Source organism: Sphingobacterium sp. DR205, assembly GCF_011064245.1.
Classification (GTDB): domain Bacteria; phylum Bacteroidota; class Bacteroidia; order Sphingobacteriales; family Sphingobacteriaceae; genus Sphingobacterium; species Sphingobacterium athyrii.
This window is the reverse complement of the sequence record NZ_CP049333.1, coordinates 4,662,925-4,681,576: the sequence shown is the minus strand read 5'-3', so window position 1 is coordinate 4,681,576 and position 18,652 is coordinate 4,662,925. Positions and strand designations below refer to the sequence as shown.

Genomic DNA, 18,652 nt, shown 5'->3' with positions numbered 1-18,652 from the left:
GTGTCGCTTTTTTTTTTGCTTTAGCTTAAAGCAGTTTGAAGGAAACTTCTTTAACATCTCGACTATTGGGACCAATGTAAATTTTAAAATCCCCGGGTTCAGCAACATAATTAAGATCATTATTAAAGAACTTGAGATCTTTGAGTTGAATGTCAAATTTAACTGACCTGACTTCGCCTTTCTTCAAAAATATTTTTTGAAAACCTTTTAATTCTTTAACCGGACGGGTGACAGAACCAACTAAGTCCTGGATATATAATTGAACGGTCTCCTCTGCGTCATAGTTACCTGTATTGCTAATATCAATACGTGCTTGAATGGTGCCATCGTTGTCCAATGTGTTTTTATCCAGATGAATCTCTCCATAAGCAAAGGTCGTATAACTCAATCCATAACCGAAAGGGTAGAGTGGGGAATTGCTAATATCTAAATAGTTTGATTTAAACTTTTCAAAATCCCCGGAGTTTCCATAAGGTCTTCCTGTATTTTTATGTGCATAATAGATTGGGATCTGACCAACATTGCGCGGAAAAGTCGCTGTAATCTTTCCTGAAGGAACAACATCTCCATATAAGACATCAGCAACAGCCTTTCCCGTTTCCGAGCCGCCGAACCAAACATTTAAGATCGCCGGAACATGGGCATCTTCCCAAGTAAGCGTTAGCGGTCTCCCTGTAAATAATACGAGCACAACTGGTTTTCCTGTTGATAATAATGCTTTTAAAAGGTTTTGTTGATTTTTAGGTATGTCCAGCTCGGAGCGGCTTGAGCTTTCTCCGGACATTTCTGAAGATTCTCCGAGTGCGGCAACAACAACATCTGATTGTTGAGCAACTTTTACGGCATCTGCGATAATTTCTTCTTCTTTCCGAGGATCTCTTACTATTGTACGCCCAAACATTGTCGCGTGCTTTTGGTAGGTAGGATCTTCCAGCAGATTCGTCCCAAGATGTGTCAGGATGTTTACTTTATTACCCAGCACCGCCTTCATTCCTTCTACTAATGATGCTGTTTTCTCTAATTCTGCACTCACGCTCCAGGTACCCGGCATATTAGCTCCTGAATTGGCTAAAGGGCCAATGACGGCAACTGTGCCCGTTTTTTTTAACGGAAGAATCTGAGTTTCATTTTTCAGCAAAACGAATGATTTAGCGGCAATTTCTCTTGCCTTGGCATGATTTGCAGCCGAACCTATCACAGTTTTCGCACGTTGATCATTACAATAACGGTATGGATCTTCGAATAGCCCCAATTTATATTTTGCTTCCAACACAAAACGGCAAGCTCTGTCGATATCAGCGAGTTTAACCTTGCCTTCGTCAAGCGATTTTTTCAGTGTTGTGAGAAAACCTTCACCTACCATATCCATATCAACACCAGCGTTCAGACTTAATGCCGAAACCTGTTGTAGATCGCCGAGGCCGTGCGCTGTTAATTCATTGACAGCCGTATAATCTGTTACAACTAAGCCTTTAAAACCCCATTGCTTGCGTAGCACATCGGTCATCAACCATTTGTTGGCTGATGCGGGTACGCCATTAATATCGTTAAAGGAGGTCATTATACTGCCAGCTCCGGCATCTATAGCTGCTTTGTAAGGTGGTAGATATTCATTGTACATGCGATGTAGGCTCATGTCCGTGCTATTATAGTCCCGTCCGCTTTCTGCTGCGCCATAGAGTGCAAAATGTTTGACACAGGCCATCATTGTGTTGTGTGCTGCTAAATTATCCCCCTGGAAGCCTTGGACGATAGCCTCAGCTACTTTTGAACTTAGGTAAGTATCTTCACCAGCACCCTCGGAGATACGTCCCCATCTCGGGTCTCTGGAAATATCCACCATCGGCGAAAAAGCCCAGTTGATGCCATCTGCTGTCGCTTCTTCTGCCGCTATGCGGGCAGATTGTTGAATTAAACCCATATCCCATGTCGCCGCAAGGCCCAAAGGAATAGGGAAAACAGTGCGATAGCCATGTATGACATCCATACCGAAGATAATTGGAATCTTTAGCCTAGACTGCTTGATTGCAATTTCCTGGGTCTTGCGAATTTTGGATGGCGTACTCATACTAAAGATACCACCAATCTGGCCATTTCGAATTTTAGCGTCCACGTCTGTGGAAACCGTTGTTCCCGTTGTCGCCTCGCCGCCGGTAACAAGATTTAGCTGCCCGATCTTTTCTTCGACTGTCATCTTGGCCATAAGCTGGTTAATGAACTCATCCATTTTTTGATTTGACTGTGCTGGACTCACATGCCAAGCTAGAAATGCAAGAAGGAATGTTCCTACTACTTTTTTCATTGTATTTTTTTTGTACGTTATGAACTAAATGTTTTAATTGAGCGCATAACACCCGATTTAGTTGCTGATTGTAAAATTTATTTATAAAATAAGCTTGTGTTGACTAAGAGCTTCTTGTTGACAATTTTATATTTTCGTGGAGGGAACCATTTTCAACGTGTGACAGATTAAAAATGATTCCGAATTTCCCACTACTTTAGATAGGGACTTGTAAAACCAAGTTTTTTCAATCCCTGCTGAATCTCTGGTGCTTGCATGAATAAGTCCCAGATTTTTCCTGTTCTATAATTTTCGATCATGACGATAATGGGACCTTGATCGATGGCAAGATAACGTTGAGGGTACCAATTTGCAGTTTCGCTATAAGCGTCATAATATCCATATTTTCCCCAGACTTTATTACCCAATTGTTTGTTTAAGTATTGGGCAAACTGAATACTTTCATGAGGTGTATAGGGCATAGATGACAAGGCTGCTGTTGGTGAGATTACACCGGGATCGTTGTCCGGGTGGTGTGCATCGTAGCCTTTAATGGAATAACTGGCTGTCCAACCCCAGCCTTTTTCAGCACCATAACCTTTATATCCTTTTGGATTTTGGTTGGCATAGGCTAAATTTATCTTAGCATGGTTGCTTGTTGCTTCCCAATAATCCGCGTACTGATCTTTTAATCCTTTGGGGCTTAGTCCTAAGTAAGAATAATGCTCCCAAAAAAGCGGGCCTACTTCGCCTTCTTTGGCATTATGTTTAAGTACTAACGGAATATCATATTTTTTAGCCGTGCTTTTAATCCCTCCGGATCTTGCCCAACCCTCGTGATATACTTTGGGTGAGATCGGATGAGAAGGAGAGGAGCTGGCTAAAATATAGGTAATAAGGCACTCATCATATCCTCTAACGGGGTGGTTTTGCTGAAAGTTGAATTTTGGGCTCCAATGCCAATAAATTACGTTTTGTCCATTCGTATAATGATTCCAATTTATTCCCTTCCAGAGCTTGTCGGCTTTTTGAGCAACCAATTGAGCTGAATCACCTTTATCCTTTAGATATTCACGGATAGTAACCAGACCTTGAGCCAAGAAAGCGGTTTCCACAATGTCGCCTCCGTTATCTTTTTCACTGAAAGGTTTGGCCGTCCCCAGTTCCCCATCATACCAATGTGCCCATGCGCCTTTGAACCGTTCGATCTTGCCTAGATAATTCATGATATGATCCAACTTTTGGATACCTTGTTCCTGACTGATAAATCCACGTTCCATAGCGACAATCATGCTCATAAGCCCGAATCCACTACCACCTATGGTAATCACATTACGGTCATTTTCTGGATAGACACCGTCCATATGAATACGTTCCCGAGCAAGGCCAGAAGTAGGTTCGGCGCCTTCCCAGAAATATTGAAAGGTATGTTGTTGAATATTGGTCAACAACGAATCTTCGTTGAAATGATGACCACTGATTGAATCAGTTTTTGAAGGGTTGTCTGTATGATTATTGGAGGCGTTTTGGCATGAACTGCTGAGAAGAAGCGCCAAAGCAATACCAGTTAAGTAAGGATATGCTGTTCGATTTCTCATGGCTAGTGTTGTTTAAAGTCTTAAAAAAATGTTCAAACGACCATTGGTCGTTTGAACCGAGTTATAGTTTGTGTGTATTACCAACCTGAATTTTGTGGCATTTCCGGAGTTTGGATACGTTGATCTTCCGGGATAGGGAAAAGCAACATTTTATCCTGAAATGTTTTTCCATCAGCAGCCATCGCTGTTTTTGCTTGTTTAGTACGGATGAGATCAAACCAGCGGTCATGTTCAAAGGCGAGTTCAAGGCGCCTTTCTTTCCAGATCGATTGACGGAGCTGTGCCTGATCGGTCGTAGTTACGTTGGCTAATTTTACACGTGCCCGTACGGTATTCAATGCATTCAGCGCTTCGCTGCTATTGCCAAGTTCATTTGTAGCTTCAGCAAGAATAAGGTAAATTTCACCTAAACGGAGATAACGTACATTTTTATCTGTATGATCCGCACCACCATTAGCAGATGAGTACGCTTTCATATTGTACATCGCATTTTCTACGCCAGCGTCGATTACGCGACCATCATATAAGGTGGAATTTCTAAAAATAATAGTCGCATCACGACGGATATTGTCGTGCTCAGCATTAAAAGCATTGAGTAGATTTTCGCTAGGCGTATTAAACCCCCAGCCGAGTTTTACCAGACCACCACGTGGAGCTTGTACTTGGCTATATTGTTTGATACCTAAAGCGATCGATGTGCCTCTCGCTTGCCACTCAAACAACGATTCGGGGCCATTTTCTCCCGCCAATCGCCAAATTGTCGCGTAGTCTTTTTCAAGGCTATATCCCCCTGAGTTGATGACAGTTTTGGCCATATCAGCTGCTTGTTGCCACTTGCTTTGATACAAATACACTTTTGATAATAATCCTTGTGCAGCGCCTTTTGTTGCTCGACCCAGATCTTTCGCAGCGTATGCTGATTTTACCGGCAGGTTGTCGATAGCAAATTGTAGATCAGCTTCGATGTAAGCATAGACCTCGGAGGCCGACGCACGGTTAATCAAATCTTTTTCTTGGATAGGAACGTCTCCCCATCCACGGACGAGATAAAAATAGTTGAGCGCACGTAAAAAACGAGCTTCAGCAATCAGCCTATTTTTATAAGCTTCGTCAGTTAATCCAAACTTTTCCGTGTATTCTATTGCCTGAGTTGCGCGTCCAATTGACTTATACCAGTGAGTCCACAGCGATTTAAAAGATCCGGTTGTTGAGGTATATGTTAATTGATCTAAACTTAGCTTATCTCCGCCTGCATCGGTCGAAGCAGAGCCTTTATCCCCATTGTCGGACAGCATATCTGTTATACCGATGTAGGAGAAGGAGTAATCCCAAGATGTAAACATACCATATACACCGTTGACAAATTGTTCGGGTGTATATATCACTTCACTATCTTCAGCTTCAACTCTTTCACGAGAAGGGACATCCAAGAAATTATTGTCTTTGCAACCCTGAAGTGCAATACCAGCACTAAGAAAAAGGGATATATAGAGTTTGTTAATTTTCATTGTTTTCAAAACTTAAGTGATTAAAATTGCATGTTAAGCCCAAAAAGGAAATTGCGCGTGGTTGGATAGGCCGATAACTCAATGCCAGAGGTTAACTTTGGACTACCATCGCCTGCCAATTCAGGAGAGAAACCACTGTAGTTGGTAAACATAAATGGATTTTGAGCTGTTACGTACAGACGTAATTTGGATTTAGAACTATATAAGTTGTTGAAGGTATATCCGAGAGTAATATTATTGATGCGGAAATAGCTGCCTGATTCCAGATAATAACTAGAAGCCCAATAAGCATGTTCAGCACCCGGATGTACGTTGGTTGACCCTGCACCCGTCCAGCGATTTTCAAAGGTTTCTAAAGTGATATTTTCACCCGCGTTTTGTCTCACACTTTTCAGCCCGTTGTAGACTTTATTTCCGGCAACACCATAGCCCGATAGATTAAAGTCGATGGCTTTGTAATTGATACCAATATTAATTCCGTAAGTAGATGAAGGTAAAAATGAACCAAAGAATTTTTTATCTCTGGTGTCAATTACACCATCGCTATTTTGATCTTTATATTTAAGGTAACCAGGTTTTGAAGCACCGAATCCGGGGTTGTTTGCAACATCTGCATCATCTTGGTAGACACCGATAGATTCAAACATCCACCAACCATAAATAGGTTGCCCCACACGAAGTTGTTTGGTGATTTCACCGTTATTCAAACTTCCTCCGGTGTCCCCGTCATAAGCTGGTACGACATCAGTAACTTTATTTTTGTTATAAGCGTAGTTGATACCAACATTATAGCTAAAATCTGGACTTATATTTTTATTCCAATTAAGAACAACCTCAACACCTTGGTTTAAGACCTTAGCACCGTGGGCATAGAAGTTTTGTTCTGAAGGAGATGTTAAAGTCGGTGTTACATTTAAGATTGTATTCGTGTTCAGCTTATGATAATAATCAATTGATCCTGAAAGTTGATTGTTTAAAAAAGCGAAATCCACGCCAGCGCCTGTTTCACGGGTTACCTCCCAGGAAACATTTACAGCTGGTGTTCCATATGCACTACCGTATACGAGATTTTGTTCAGGCCCAAAGACATAGTTATATGTAGAAGCTTCAGGACTGCTCATGATTGTCGAGACGTTTAATGGAATATCCTGGTTACCCAACTTACCCCAGTTTCCTCTTAATTTTAATAAGTTGATCCAAGATGCATCTTTCATGAATTCTTCATTGGAGACATTCCATCCAAGCCCGATTGATGGGAATGTTCCCCAATATTCTTTGGTGTTTTTAAAGACGCTGGAACCATCACGACGCAATGTACCTGTAAAATAATAACGACTGTCATAATTGTAAGCGACACGACCAAAATAAGAAGCTAATGCTCTTGGGGTATAATAAGTTTGACGATTGATTATCTTATATTCATCTGACGCCAAATCGATATTCCAGTATTGTTCTTGTCCCGGGACGCTATATCCCATCTGGCTATTCATACTATTGATATCATATTTTTCGCGAGACATCCCTACCACAGCTTCAATATTGTGTTTGTCAAACGTCTTGTTAAATGTTAGGAAGTTTTCCCATGCCCATCTGAATTGCTCTAAATTTTCGTACTTAAGACTATTATTTGCAAATGCAACATTCCCCGCACCACCTTTTTCTTTTTCTGCATAGAAATCTGCTTCAGATTTCAATGGATTAGCATTCAAGTAGTTTTCTTTGATATTGACGAAGTTGCGGTCTTTTGAATAAAATTTATTGCCACCGATACGAGAATTGATTTTTAAATAGTCCGTTATTTTAAACTCTCCCTCAAAACTGCCCTGTAAACGCAATGTATTTGTCAATTGATTTTGACGGAGTACTTCATATATTGGGTTACCTTCGGAATTTAAGTTACCTAAGCTTTCGCCCGGAGCAGTTTCTAACCCAACGATCCCCGTTTTTTTATTGACACTATTGGTCCCATATCGCCCATTGCTATACATTACAGGAACCAAAGGAGACTGCCTGTAAGCTGTTGTAAAGGCACTATAAGGCTTAGGGGTAGCTTTAGTTAAAGTCAAGTTAAGGTTTTGACTAAACTTAAGGCGGTTATTGAATAGCTTGTATACATTGTTATTACGTAGGGTATTCCGGATATATTTGGAACCATCAAGGATTCCGTTTTCAGTGAAGTTATTGGCTGATACAAAATAATCAACTTTGTCACTACCTCCGGAAATATTGATCGCATTGTTATAGACACTACCCGTTCTGAGAATTTCATCGAACCAATCCGTATTGGTTGTTTGAGTGGAGTCTAATAAGTAATCTCCATTAACCGACTCCAAGAATTCGTTCGCATAGGTGATGAATTGTGAAGAATTAGCCATCTTAACGCGGTTAAGAACTTTCTTCATTCCAGCATAACTTTCGTAATTGATGCTAACAGTACCTGCTTTTCCTTTTTTTGTAGTAACAATAATGACACCATTTGCAGCTCTTAAACCATAGATGGAAGCCGAGGAAGCGTCTTTTAATACATCCATGGATTCAATATCCGAAGGATTGATATTATTAATATCATCTTGTGCGATACCATCGACTACATATAAAGGATTCCTTCCTGACAATGCTGTTCCTAAACCCCGAATAATGACATTTGGCGAAGAGCCTGGTGCTTCATTTGCGATGATATTTAAACCTGCAGCTTTACCTTGTATGGATTGCATCGCAGACATTGCTGGTTGCTTCGTAATGTCGGATGACTTCAAGGAGCTAATTGATCCTGTCAAGTCAGCTTTCTTTTGTGTACCGTAACCGATGACAACAACTTCTTCCAAGGCTTTATTTTCATTCTCTAAAAATACATTGAGTTGCGTCTGATTACCGATGTATACCGTTTGTTTGCGATAACCTAGAAAGTTAAATACCAGTGAATCGGTAGGAGCGGCATTGATCTGAAATTTCCCCGTTGCGTCGGTTTTTGTAGATACTGTTTTCCCTTTAATACTGATGGTGACCCCAGGCATGGATACCATGCTTGAGCCATCTTTGACTACCCCTTGTATAGAAGTTTGTCCATAGGCTACCGAGACGACCATGGATGTCAAAAATAATGCGGATAGATTCCTCATATCGTAAATTTTTGGTGTTTGTTTAAAATACAGTTGGTTATTTCCCTGAAGCAAATATGTTGATGTAGTACAACTTCGCCAAAATTTAACATTTTCACATCACTACTACAGCTAATTTCAACTTTCTCAAGGTAAATTTGTTTTTATTTTAAATAGCTGATAGTAAGAATATAAAGAAGTGTTTTTATACAAAAAAAAGCATGCGTTAGTGTGAAGGTGACACTAACGCATGTGTGTGGTAATGATGTAGTGTTTGTAGCGAAATTTTAACGTTCCAATAGGAATTCAGAGAGGTTTTTATCTGTTGGAATACCCAATTTCTTACGCAAACGATAGCGCCTGATTTCTACACCCCGCGTACTAATGTTGAGTAATGAAGCAATCTCTTTACTCGACATATTGAGCCGCAGGTAAGCACATAATTTTAGATCATTGGGGACAAGGTCTGGAAATTCATGCTTTAATTTTTTAAAGAAATTCTCATGCGATTCATTAAAACTCTTCTCAAAAATGTGCCAGTCACGATCATCGTTATGGGCGTCTTCGATCAGCTTATTTATTTTTTTCAGTTCGTCAGAACTTAGCTTGTTGCCTTCTGCATCTTTAAGCTGCTTGAGTTCATCGTGCAGATTGTTCAACATTTCATTTTTATAGACAATATTGAGTGCAGCGTTGGCCAGTTCCTTGTTCTTTAGATTAAGTTGATCTTCCAGTTGTTGGTTCTTCAATTTAATCCATTCCTTTTCCTGCTGTTCGGCTTCTCTTTCCAATGCAATTTTCTTCTCTTCCAGCCATTTTCGCTTCGCCTGAAACTGTCTCTTTCTTTCTCGTTGAAGATTAAAATTATAAAGAAGATAAACCATTCCGCCGGACATCAAAATATAAATGCTTTTTGCCCACCAGGAGAGGTACCAGGGATATTTAATGGTGAGAGCAATCGTCTGTACCTCCGAAGTCAAGCCAGTGTTGGTTCTGGCCCTTACTTTAATTTCGAAATGCCCATAGGGCAAGTTTGTAAAATCTTGAAAGGCTGTTTCACTCCATTCAGACCATTTTCCTGAATACCCGTCGAGGTAATATTGGTATTGTAATGGTGAAGAGGAATAATAAGGGCTTGAGAAGCTCACCCGGAGATTGTTTTCGGATGAGGCCAATTTAAGGTCAGCCCCCGGTAAGATAGTTTCTCCGGTTGTGAGATTGGTCAATTGAGCAATCTGCGGTGGCGGCAATATAAATTTAGCGGGCTCATCAGAATTCCGGTAAATGGCAAAACCATCGTCCAAGCCAATGAGATAGTAGTGATTTTCTATGGGTAGGATGTTTTCATAATTATTCATCATACGATCTTGCAAAGGGCTGAGGAGATTGGAGTCTATCTTCAGTTTTCCTTTGCTATCAAAATCCACTTTGGCAATTTTTGTCTTCTGAATAAACCAATAACTATTGGTGTTGATGGGAATTATCTTATTTGAATTTTTGTAACTTCCTAATGCATTGTTCAATTCATCGGAATAGCTAAAGCGTTTGACAATGTTATCAAACTGCATGAAGCCACTGTCTGTGGCGAAAACGAGATTATTTTCTAAGGTATAAATTCCATTAAATCTTCGTTTAGCAGCGAGACTGTCTTGCATCGATGTAAATTGGATATGTGCTTTTTGGAAGCTCGGATCAAAATCAATTAACTGTACCTGTCCCCAATCCCCAATCCAAAATGAATGGTTATCTTTTTGGGCAAGGAATCGAACAGGTTCTTTGATTGAAGAAAATTGCTGCACAAATTGAATTTGTGTACCATCAAAAACGAATTTTGATAATCCTGTATAATTCCCCTGAAGAATATTTTTTGTTCCAAAGATAGGTTTGAATATCCAGCCCCCTGTAATTTGGGAGATCTTTTCCAATTTACCACCGACCAGTTTGAAGGTTCCTTCATTATGACCGCAAATGAGGTCTTCACCGAAAATGGTCAATGTCCAGACTTGACCATTTGAATTGGGGACTTGTACAAAATCTAATGAATTATAATTGTTTAAACCCTTCCATTCACTGACGAATAAGCCCTTATTTGTCCCTAAGTAAATTTTCCCCTGATAAATAATTGAAGTATACACAGTACCTATCTTGCCTACAAAGTCGGTGTAGAAAGATAAAGATGAGTTGATTTCGATACGGTCAATTCCATTATCGAGGCCTACCCAGATATTTTGTTGTTTATCCTTTACGATGCTAAGTACCGTATTATTCTGTAAACCATTGTTTTTATTGATATGTTGAACAATTTCTCCAGTTTTATTGATAATAATCACGCCATTTTGAATGGTGCCAAAAGCATATTGACCATCGTATAAATAAATACCGTTATTTATTTGAGATTGACTAAGAATAGCATTGGCTGGAATTAACCATTGTTTAATTAAACCGTTGGACGCCATCAGATAAAGCCCGTGTCGGGCAGTAGCAACTATTGAGTGATCCTTATCAAAGGGTAATATCGCTAAAATATTTTTATCCCGGAGGATCTCCTTGCCTTGTACAGGGACCAGCTTTCCGGCTCTAAATTCATGTAGACCACTGGGGAGCTGTTCAAAAAATAGCTGATTGTTGAGCTGATGGGGAAATAAGAATGGTTCACCTTTAGCTATAAGTGGTCTGATTTTATTGTTCTCCCAGATGTAGGACTTAGAAAAAGTGTGGAAGAATACACGATGATCCTCCACGATAATTTTCCAGATCTCCTCATTTGGAAAATAAGTCTTGTCTGCTACCAATTTGGATAAGCTATGATAGGTCATCTCTCCAAATGCCTTTGAAGTCCAGTAGCCGAATTCACCTCGTCCGCCTGTATATACTCTTCCAGCTTTATCAACAGCAACACTACGTACTGTTGAGTGGTTGGGAAGTGGGTACATGCGCCAGAATTGTCCGTCAAATCGTAGCAAACCTTCTGTATTGGCGCTATAGACCCGTCCTTCTTGATCGATAGCCAATGACCAATTCTGGTTTCCAGCTTTGTATTGGCTTTTTTTGTATTGTTTTACAAATGGTGTTCCCGTAGGTATGATTGTCTGGCAATAGCCGGTATCCATATTAAGAATAAAAAAAGCGCAAAACCAAAAGATACAGGCAATGCTATATTTTTTTGATATCATCGAATATCTCACTTTAAATTGATTTGAAAAGCAATATATAGATTTTATCGCAAATGGGCGAATGCGAGCCGCAGATGATTGTTATTATAGACATTTTAAGCTATTTTTTTAAACAAAATAGTCGAAATCGTTTTCGCATTTTTAATCCCCTAATTTCATGAAGTCTACTTGTTTTTTAATTACCTTGGAAACAAATAACCAAACAAAAGACGACTATGACTTGAACAAATCTTTAAAAATTAGATTTGGATTCAAACGAATTGCTCAAGGAGGGAATCCATCAATCAAAACGTAAACCCAAAAAACACTAAACAGTAAAATTATGAAATCAAAGCTTTTCGGAAGAGGGCCCTGTGCGCTTATTCCCTATGCTTCCATGGCAATATTTTTGTCACCGGGACTATCACTGGGAATAACTAAAAGCCAAAACAGAAGTACCCATCTTCAAATTAATCAGGAAGAATCAGAAATCAGAGGTAAGGTTGTCAACAAAGATAATTCTCCTTTGCAGGGAGTATCCATAAGTGTAAAAGGAATCCCCGATCGGAGTACCCAGACCAACGATAAAGGGGAATTTATGATAAAGGTGCCTGCACATGCAACTTTAACTTTTTCATCCATAGGCTACGCTGGACAAGAAATTAAACTTGGGGCGAATCAAAAGACAGTACAGCTCACCTTACAGTCGAACGAGTCACTTATGGATGAGGTTGTCGTCGTGGGCTATGGAACACAACGAAAAAGTGATTTAACAGGTTCTGTCTCTTCCATTAATGCAAATCAAATTAATGCGTTTCCATTGGCCGGTACTGCACAAGCATTGCAGGGAAGAGCTCCCGGAGTCTCTGTGACCAGCACGAATGGAGAGCCCGGTAAAGCTCCTCGTGTACGGATTAGGGGTGGTAGTTCCATCAATGCGAGTAGTGATCCATTGTATGTGGTTGATGGCTTTCCAGGTAGTTCGGCCCCCGCTCCTGAAGATGTTGAATCTATCGAAGTATTAAAAGACGCTTCTGCAACAGCTATTTATGGTTCCAGAGGGGCTAATGGAGTGATCATGATAACAACAAAAAAAGGACGTTCAGGCAAACCTGTTATTGAATTAAATAATTCCTTTGCTTCACAGAAAGTAGGGAAGCGCCTTTCGCTATTAAATGCGTCGGAATTTGCCTCCTATATTAACGATACCTATACGAATGCTGGAAACAATAATCTACCATTCAAAGATCCGAAATCCCTGGGTGAAGGAACCGATTGGCAGGATCTTATTTTTAGAAACGGAAACCAGTTGAATAATCAAGTCTCCGTGTCGGGAGGCAGTGACAATATAAAATACTATACTTCCGTCAGTCATTTTGGACAAAAAGGAACTGTGATCAATTCCGATTTTAGAAGACTTTCCGGAACTTCAAATTTAGAAATGAAGGTTTCTGATCGAATCAAAATCGGAACCAGACTGCTGTTTAATCGCAATAAGTTAAATGGTGTAAGGACACAGGAGGGAAGTAGCGGAACGACAGGTGCGGGAGTGATCTCTGCAGCCTTGCGCTTTGAACCCACACAGGGAGTTTACGATGAGGAAGGAAAATATACCTTAAAGCAGTTCGGTGATCCGCATGATAATCCGGTGGCTGCTGCTATGGAAAGAAAAAACGAGGTGATTACAGATCTATTTCAGGGGAATGGATTTGTGGAGTTGGGGATTCTGAAAAATCTGATATTCCGTAGCACCTTTGGTGTACAGGTTAGTAATCAACGTACAGGTAATTATGTATCAAAAGAACTTGTCGAAGGGAGGAATTTCGGTGGAGTTGGATCGATCGCGGCACATAAAAATACCAATTTGATCAATGAAAACTTCTTGACATATACACAAACCTTTCACGAAGACCATAATCTGAATGCTATGGCTGGTTATTCCTATCAGAGTTCTAGAAATGAAACCTGGCAGGCCAATAATCGAAATTTCATTTCAGACAGCTTTAGCTATTGGAATCTGGGGGCTGGTTCCAATTATCAAAATGCATCTTCGAATCTTGAAGATTGGGTAATGTCTTCCTTTTATGGTAGGTTGAATTATAATTATAAGAATCGCTATTTCGTTACCGCGACAGGAAGGTACGATGGCTCTTCCAAATTTGGAGATAATAATAAATGGGCTTTCTTTCCTTCGGGAGCACTCGCCTGGAATGTGAGCCAGGAGCCGTTTATGAAATCGATCGATTGGCTGAGCAATTTAAAATTGCGAACAAGTTATGGTGAGACTGGAAATTCTGAAATTGGTTCCTACCAATCTTTGGCTAGATTCTCACCTACCTTGACAACAATGGGCGGAAGTCCAGTTAACGCAGTGCGTCCCACGAATGTTGCCAACCCGAATCTGACTTGGGAAACGACCAAACAGACAGACGCCGGATTGGATATCGGCATTCTAAAGAGCCGAATCAACCTATCAGTAGACTATTATTACAAAAAAACGATCAATCTCTTGTATCAGGTGCCTCTGCCGCTCTATTCGGGTTTTACTACAGCGCTTCAGAATGTAGGAAGTGTACAAAACAAAGGTTGGGAATTTGGTTTGCAGACAACCAATCTCAATGGCGCCTTTGGATGGAAAACAGATTTTAACATCAGTTTCAATCGCAACAAGATTTTGCAGCTTCCTGGAGGCGAGATTCGATATAATACAATCCCTGGTCACATGCTTTCAACGGATTCGCAGCTGCTCCGTGAAGGAGAGGTACTCGGTGCATTTTTTGGATGGGTGACAGATGGAATTTATCAGCAGGGTGATGATTTTAGCGCACAGCCAAATAAGAAACCCGGTGATATTCGCTATAAGGATTTATTTGGCCGCGATAAAAATAACCAATTGACTGCTGGCGCAAATGGTGTTGTGAATGCCGATGACCGTACAATTATAGGCGATCCAAATCCTGATTTCACCTTCGGTTTTAACAATGATTTTAAGTACAAGAATTTTGATCTGAATATTTTTATGCAAGGAAGTTATGGCAATGATATGTTGAACATCACACGAATGGAACTGGACTGGATGGCCGGGAAAGGAAATGCCACTAAGGATGCATTGCGACGCTGGACACCCGAAAATACCAATACTGACGTACCAAGGGCAAGCTCAACTAACAATCCCGAAGTTTCCTCGCGTTGGGTAGAAGATGGCTCTTACCTCCGGTTAAAGAATCTTGCTCTTGGCTATAATTTTTCTGAAAAGTCACTCGAAAAAATTCATCTAAAATATTTAAGAATATATGTCAGTGCACAAAATATATGGACATGGACCAACTACACGGGTTTTGATCCTGAGGTAAGCTATCAGGACTCTAACCGAAATGTCGGATTAGATTACATGGGCTACCCCAACATTAAATCGTACACCCTTGGCCTAAATCTGAGATTTTAATAGCACGGATAATATTTTAAGGTGTTAATGATGAGTGAATTAAAGATAAATAATATATAATTAGAGTGTATCATTTCAGTTAACAAATCGAAATACGCACTTGTTAATAATAATTTATGCTAATGAAAAAGATAACGATATATCGTATTATACTTACGACGCTGTGTTTTACCAGCCTGTTTTCCTGTACCAAACTGAACGAGGAACCGGTAAGTATTTTGGATCCCAAGCAATATTTTAAGACGGAAGCGGATGCAGAAGCTTCAGTGATGGGGATTTATGGGCTGTTAGCCAATGCCGATTTTTATGGGCGGCGATTGACCATGGTACTGCAATTGCTGGGGGATGACATTGATATTGCTGATATAGGTACGCAGTCTAGTCGGATTCAGCTGAACAGTTTTACACATGATGCAAGCAATCAGGATCTGCTCGCTGTGTGGAAAACCGCTTATCTGGGTATTGGCGCGGCAAATGCCGCCATAGATGGTATTCCGGCCGTTACAATGAATGAGGCTAAAAAATCTGCACTCATTGCCGAAGCAAGGTTACTTCGGGCTTTATATTACTATCACTTGGTTCAGCTATTTGGAGATATCCCCTATATAGGTGAATTCGTCAGTGATCCAAGCAAAGTAATTGCAATCAGCAAAACCCCGGCAGCAAAGGTTTATGAGCATATCATTGCCGACTGCGAATATGCGATAGTGAATTTGCCAGATACTTATGCTAATAACAACAAAGCGAGACCATCCAAAGGAGCCGCTCAGACGTTGTTGGCATCGGTCTATATGGTCTTGAAAAAATGGGATGATGCCGCTAAGATGGCTGAGGCTGTCATCAATGATGCAAACAAATACCAATATGCTTTGGTCAAAGATTATAATAACCTATGGGATGCTGATCTTGGTTTTCAGACTGAGCATGTCTGGGTCGTTGATTTTCTGGGCGGAATTACCGGAGAAAATTCATCCAATCAAGATTATACGGCACCGATGACCGGTGTGCGGGACGCTGATATGTTGGGTTGGAGCGTTCTTGTACCATCAACTGGCGTATATGGTAGTTTTTCTGATCAAGATTACAGAAAGAAAATTAGTTTTCTGACCGGAACACCGATAAAAGGAGTGATGACACCTTATCAGAAATGGAAATGGCCTCGTATACATACAGCAAAATGGTGTTTGCATCCGGGTACGAATGCTGGAGCGGATGGTTCGGATTCGGATATCAAACATGTTATCTTTCGCTATGCTGAAGTTCTTTTAATGGCAGCTGAAGCATTAAACGAAAGTAAAGGTGGACCGACAGAGAAAGCATATACCTATATAAATGCGGTTCGGGCTAGAGCAAGATATACACAACAGGGAGTACAGAATTATCCTGCCGACCTGGCAACGGGTATGTCGCAGACAGACTTTCGAAAAGCTGTGCAGGAAGAACGTCGTGTTGAATTAGCTTTTGAATGGAAAAGATGGTATGATATCAAACGTTGGGGACAAGTAGTGGATGCATTTACTAGGCAGGGAGCCTATGAAAGCCAGCCAAAAGTAAAAGATTTTCATGCGCTGATGCCTATTCCTCAGGATGAAATCGCACGTAATACAAATTTACTCCCCCAAAATCCAGGGTATTAAAATACTAGTATCAGACTACTTTGAAGCTAAATGAAAGAAAATATCAACTTATAAATAGGTTGATATTTTCTTTTTGAGTATAGACATCGCATTTTTATGCTATCGTCAACAAAGAAACAGCGATTGAAAATTTAATTTTCTTCAAAATCCATTCAATTCTGTCATAAATCAAGGAAAAAGACATTTTTTCCACCTATTTGAACGAAAAATACCCCGCTTGGACGGGGGCTATTCTTGATCTTTGGTTTCATTTATTGAGTTAAATAACCAAATAAACCAAGACAACTATGATAGCACCGATAACCAAAACGGTAGGAAAAAGAGCAATTTGACGGGAGCAGTTGCTGCAGTAGACGGAAAAGTGCTGAATAAACGAATTGCGACTAATCCTAACCCAATGATAAATTTACGCAGACAAAAGGTTTCTAAAATATAACCATTATAGGCATGAAAACTAAACTCAAGATGTACAAAATTCTATTCCTGATCCTCCTGGTCTCAGGAATCTCAAGTGGCGCTTCAATGGCGCAGGAAAATAAGTTACCTGATAGTCTACGGATGAAATGGTGGGAGGAAGCCAGATTTGGGATGTTTATCCATTGGGGCGTATATGCACAATTTGGCGGTGTCTATCGTGGTCATGAACAGGCTCGGGGTGGAGCGGAATGGATTATGAACCGTTCAAAAATCCCTGTTGACGAATATCAGGCTATGGCAGGCCAGTTTAATCCCCTACAATATAATCCCGACGAATGGGTGCGGATGGCGAAAGATGCTGGCATGAAATACCTCATTATTACGGCCAAACATCACGACGGTTTCGCATTGTTCGAAACCAAAACCAGCAAATGGAATATGGTTGATGCGACTCCTTATGGTAAGGATCTGTTAAAGCCTTTGGCTGCCGCCTGTAAAAAGTATAGAATCAAATTGGGTTTCTATTATTCACAGGCGCAAGACTGGAATAATCCCGGAGGTTCAGCTGCGCGAAAACTCATGCGCGAAGGCTGGCCTAATCCGGATTCAGCCAAAATAGATGCCTATACCTTAGCACATAAAGGCCATTGGGACCCAAAGCAAGAAACTGCGAGTTTTGACGACTATATCAAAAATGTATCTGTACCACAGGTGAAAGAACTTTTGAGTAATTATGGTGATATTTCCGTCTTGTGGTGGGATACACCAACAAATATGACCGATGAAGCGGCAAGCATGTTACAGGAACAACTGCGCCTGCAACCCAATATTATTACCAATGATCGCTTGAAAAGACCAAATTTTCCGGGTGATACAAAGACGCCAGAACAGAAAATTCCAGATTGGAGCGAATTGGAAGGGAAGCATTGGGAAACTTGTATGACTATGAACGGAACCTGGGGCTTTCGTACGTCTGATCAGAAATGGAAGCCGGCAGAAACATTGATCCGTAATTTGGTTGATATCGCATCAAAAGGCGGGAATTATTTGCTCAATGTCGGCCCGAAACCCGATGGAAGCTTTCCGCAGGAAAGCATAGATAGGTTGGCGACGATAGGCAAGTGGATGAAAATAAACAGTGAAGCAATTTACGCAACCAAAAGCAGTCCGCTGCAACCTTTTGAGTGGGGAAGATGCACAATGAAGGAACAGGGAGACAAAACCTTGCTTTACCTGACCATATTTGACTGGCCGCAAGATGGAACGGTCGTTCTTCCAATAAAGAACGAGGTTTTAAAAGCCAGTTTTTTAGCGAATGGTAAAAAGCTTAAAGTGAAATCGCAGTCTGATGCGATCAAAATTGAGGTTGCCAAACAGGCAATTGATCCTGTCGCAACTGTGATCAAAATTGAATTGGCCGGAAAACTAGAAAAAGAGAAGACCGCCACAGCAAAGAAAATGAAAACCGGAGCCTTGGATGAATAACCCAGATCTGAAGATTAAGAAAAGAGAAGCA

8 protein-coding genes are annotated in these 18,652 nt (G+C 40.6%); 3 read left to right on the top strand and 5 right to left on the bottom strand.

All coding sequences use genetic code 11. The annotated features are described in order from the left end of the window. Positions 1–25: 25 nt before the first annotated feature. From bglX to G6053_RS20265, 5 genes are all read right to left on the bottom strand, one after another. The gene (gene bglX, locus G6053_RS20285; protein ID WP_165308173.1) at positions 26–2,302 is read right to left on the bottom strand and encodes a beta-glucosidase BglX; all 2,277 of its coding nucleotides are present in this window, start codon (positions 2,300–2,302) and stop codon (positions 26–28) included. 191 nt (positions 2,303–2,493) lie between these two features. Next, positions 2,494–3,879, bottom strand: a complete 1,386-nt coding sequence (locus tag G6053_RS20280) for a glucoamylase family protein (protein ID WP_165308172.1) — start codon at positions 3,877–3,879, stop codon at positions 2,494–2,496. Between the two features lie 77 nt (positions 3,880–3,956). Further along, positions 3,957–5,387 (bottom strand): RagB/SusD family nutrient uptake outer membrane protein, encoded by a 1,431-nt coding sequence (locus G6053_RS20275; RefSeq protein WP_165308170.1) that lies wholly within the window; start codon positions 5,385–5,387, stop codon positions 3,957–3,959. A 20-nt stretch (positions 5,388–5,407) separates the two neighbouring features. After that, positions 5,408–8,506 (bottom strand): TonB-dependent receptor, encoded by a 3,099-nt coding sequence (locus G6053_RS20270; protein ID WP_165308169.1) that lies wholly within the window; start codon positions 8,504–8,506, stop codon positions 5,408–5,410. A gap of 266 nt (positions 8,507–8,772) precedes the next feature. Further along, complete coding sequence (locus tag G6053_RS20265; RefSeq protein WP_165308167.1) at positions 8,773–11,658, bottom strand: triple tyrosine motif-containing protein; 2,886 nt, start codon at positions 11,656–11,658, stop codon at positions 8,773–8,775. A gap of 322 nt (positions 11,659–11,980) precedes the next feature. On the opposite strand from G6053_RS20265, the gene G6053_RS20260 reads away from it, so the two are divergent. From G6053_RS20260 to G6053_RS20250, 3 genes are all read left to right on the top strand, one after another. Beyond that, the gene (locus G6053_RS20260; RefSeq protein ID WP_165308166.1) at positions 11,981–15,082 is read left to right on the top strand and encodes a TonB-dependent receptor; all 3,102 of its coding nucleotides are present in this window, start codon (positions 11,981–11,983) and stop codon (positions 15,080–15,082) included. A gap of 122 nt (positions 15,083–15,204) precedes the next feature. Beyond that, complete coding sequence (locus G6053_RS20255) at positions 15,205–16,719, top strand: RagB/SusD family nutrient uptake outer membrane protein (protein ID WP_165308165.1); 1,515 nt, start codon at positions 15,205–15,207, stop codon at positions 16,717–16,719. A gap of 447 nt (positions 16,720–17,166) precedes the next feature. Continuing rightward, positions 17,167–18,621, top strand: coding sequence for an alpha-L-fucosidase (locus G6053_RS20250; RefSeq protein WP_241254781.1), 1,455 nt, complete (start codon positions 17,167–17,169; stop codon positions 18,619–18,621). Positions 18,622–18,652 lie beyond the last annotated feature (31 nt).

What these genes read in the sequence shown, in the direction of transcription:
- bglX (WP_165308173.1), bottom strand. Translation starts at nt 2,302, where the DNA reads ATGAAAAAAGTAGTAGGAACATTCCTTCTTGCATTTCTAGCTTGGCAT.
- G6053_RS20280 (WP_165308172.1), bottom strand. Translation starts at nt 3,879, where the DNA reads ATGAGAAATCGAACAGCATATCCTTACTTAACTGGTATTGCTTTGGCG.
- G6053_RS20275 (WP_165308170.1), bottom strand. Translation starts at nt 5,387, where the DNA reads ATGAAAATTAACAAACTCTATATATCCCTTTTTCTTAGTGCTGGTATT.
- G6053_RS20270 (WP_165308169.1), bottom strand. Translation starts at nt 8,506, where the DNA reads ATGAGGAATCTATCCGCATTATTTTTGACATCCATGGTCGTCTCGGTA.
- G6053_RS20265 (WP_165308167.1), bottom strand. Translation starts at nt 11,658, where the DNA reads ATGATATCAAAAAAATATAGCATTGCCTGTATCTTTTGGTTTTGCGCT.
- G6053_RS20260 (WP_165308166.1), top strand. Translation starts at nt 11,981, where the DNA reads ATGAAATCAAAGCTTTTCGGAAGAGGGCCCTGTGCGCTTATTCCCTAT.
- G6053_RS20255 (WP_165308165.1), top strand. Translation starts at nt 15,205, where the DNA reads ATGAAAAAGATAACGATATATCGTATTATACTTACGACGCTGTGTTTT.
- G6053_RS20250 (WP_241254781.1), top strand. Translation starts at nt 17,167, where the DNA reads ATGAAAACTAAACTCAAGATGTACAAAATTCTATTCCTGATCCTCCTG.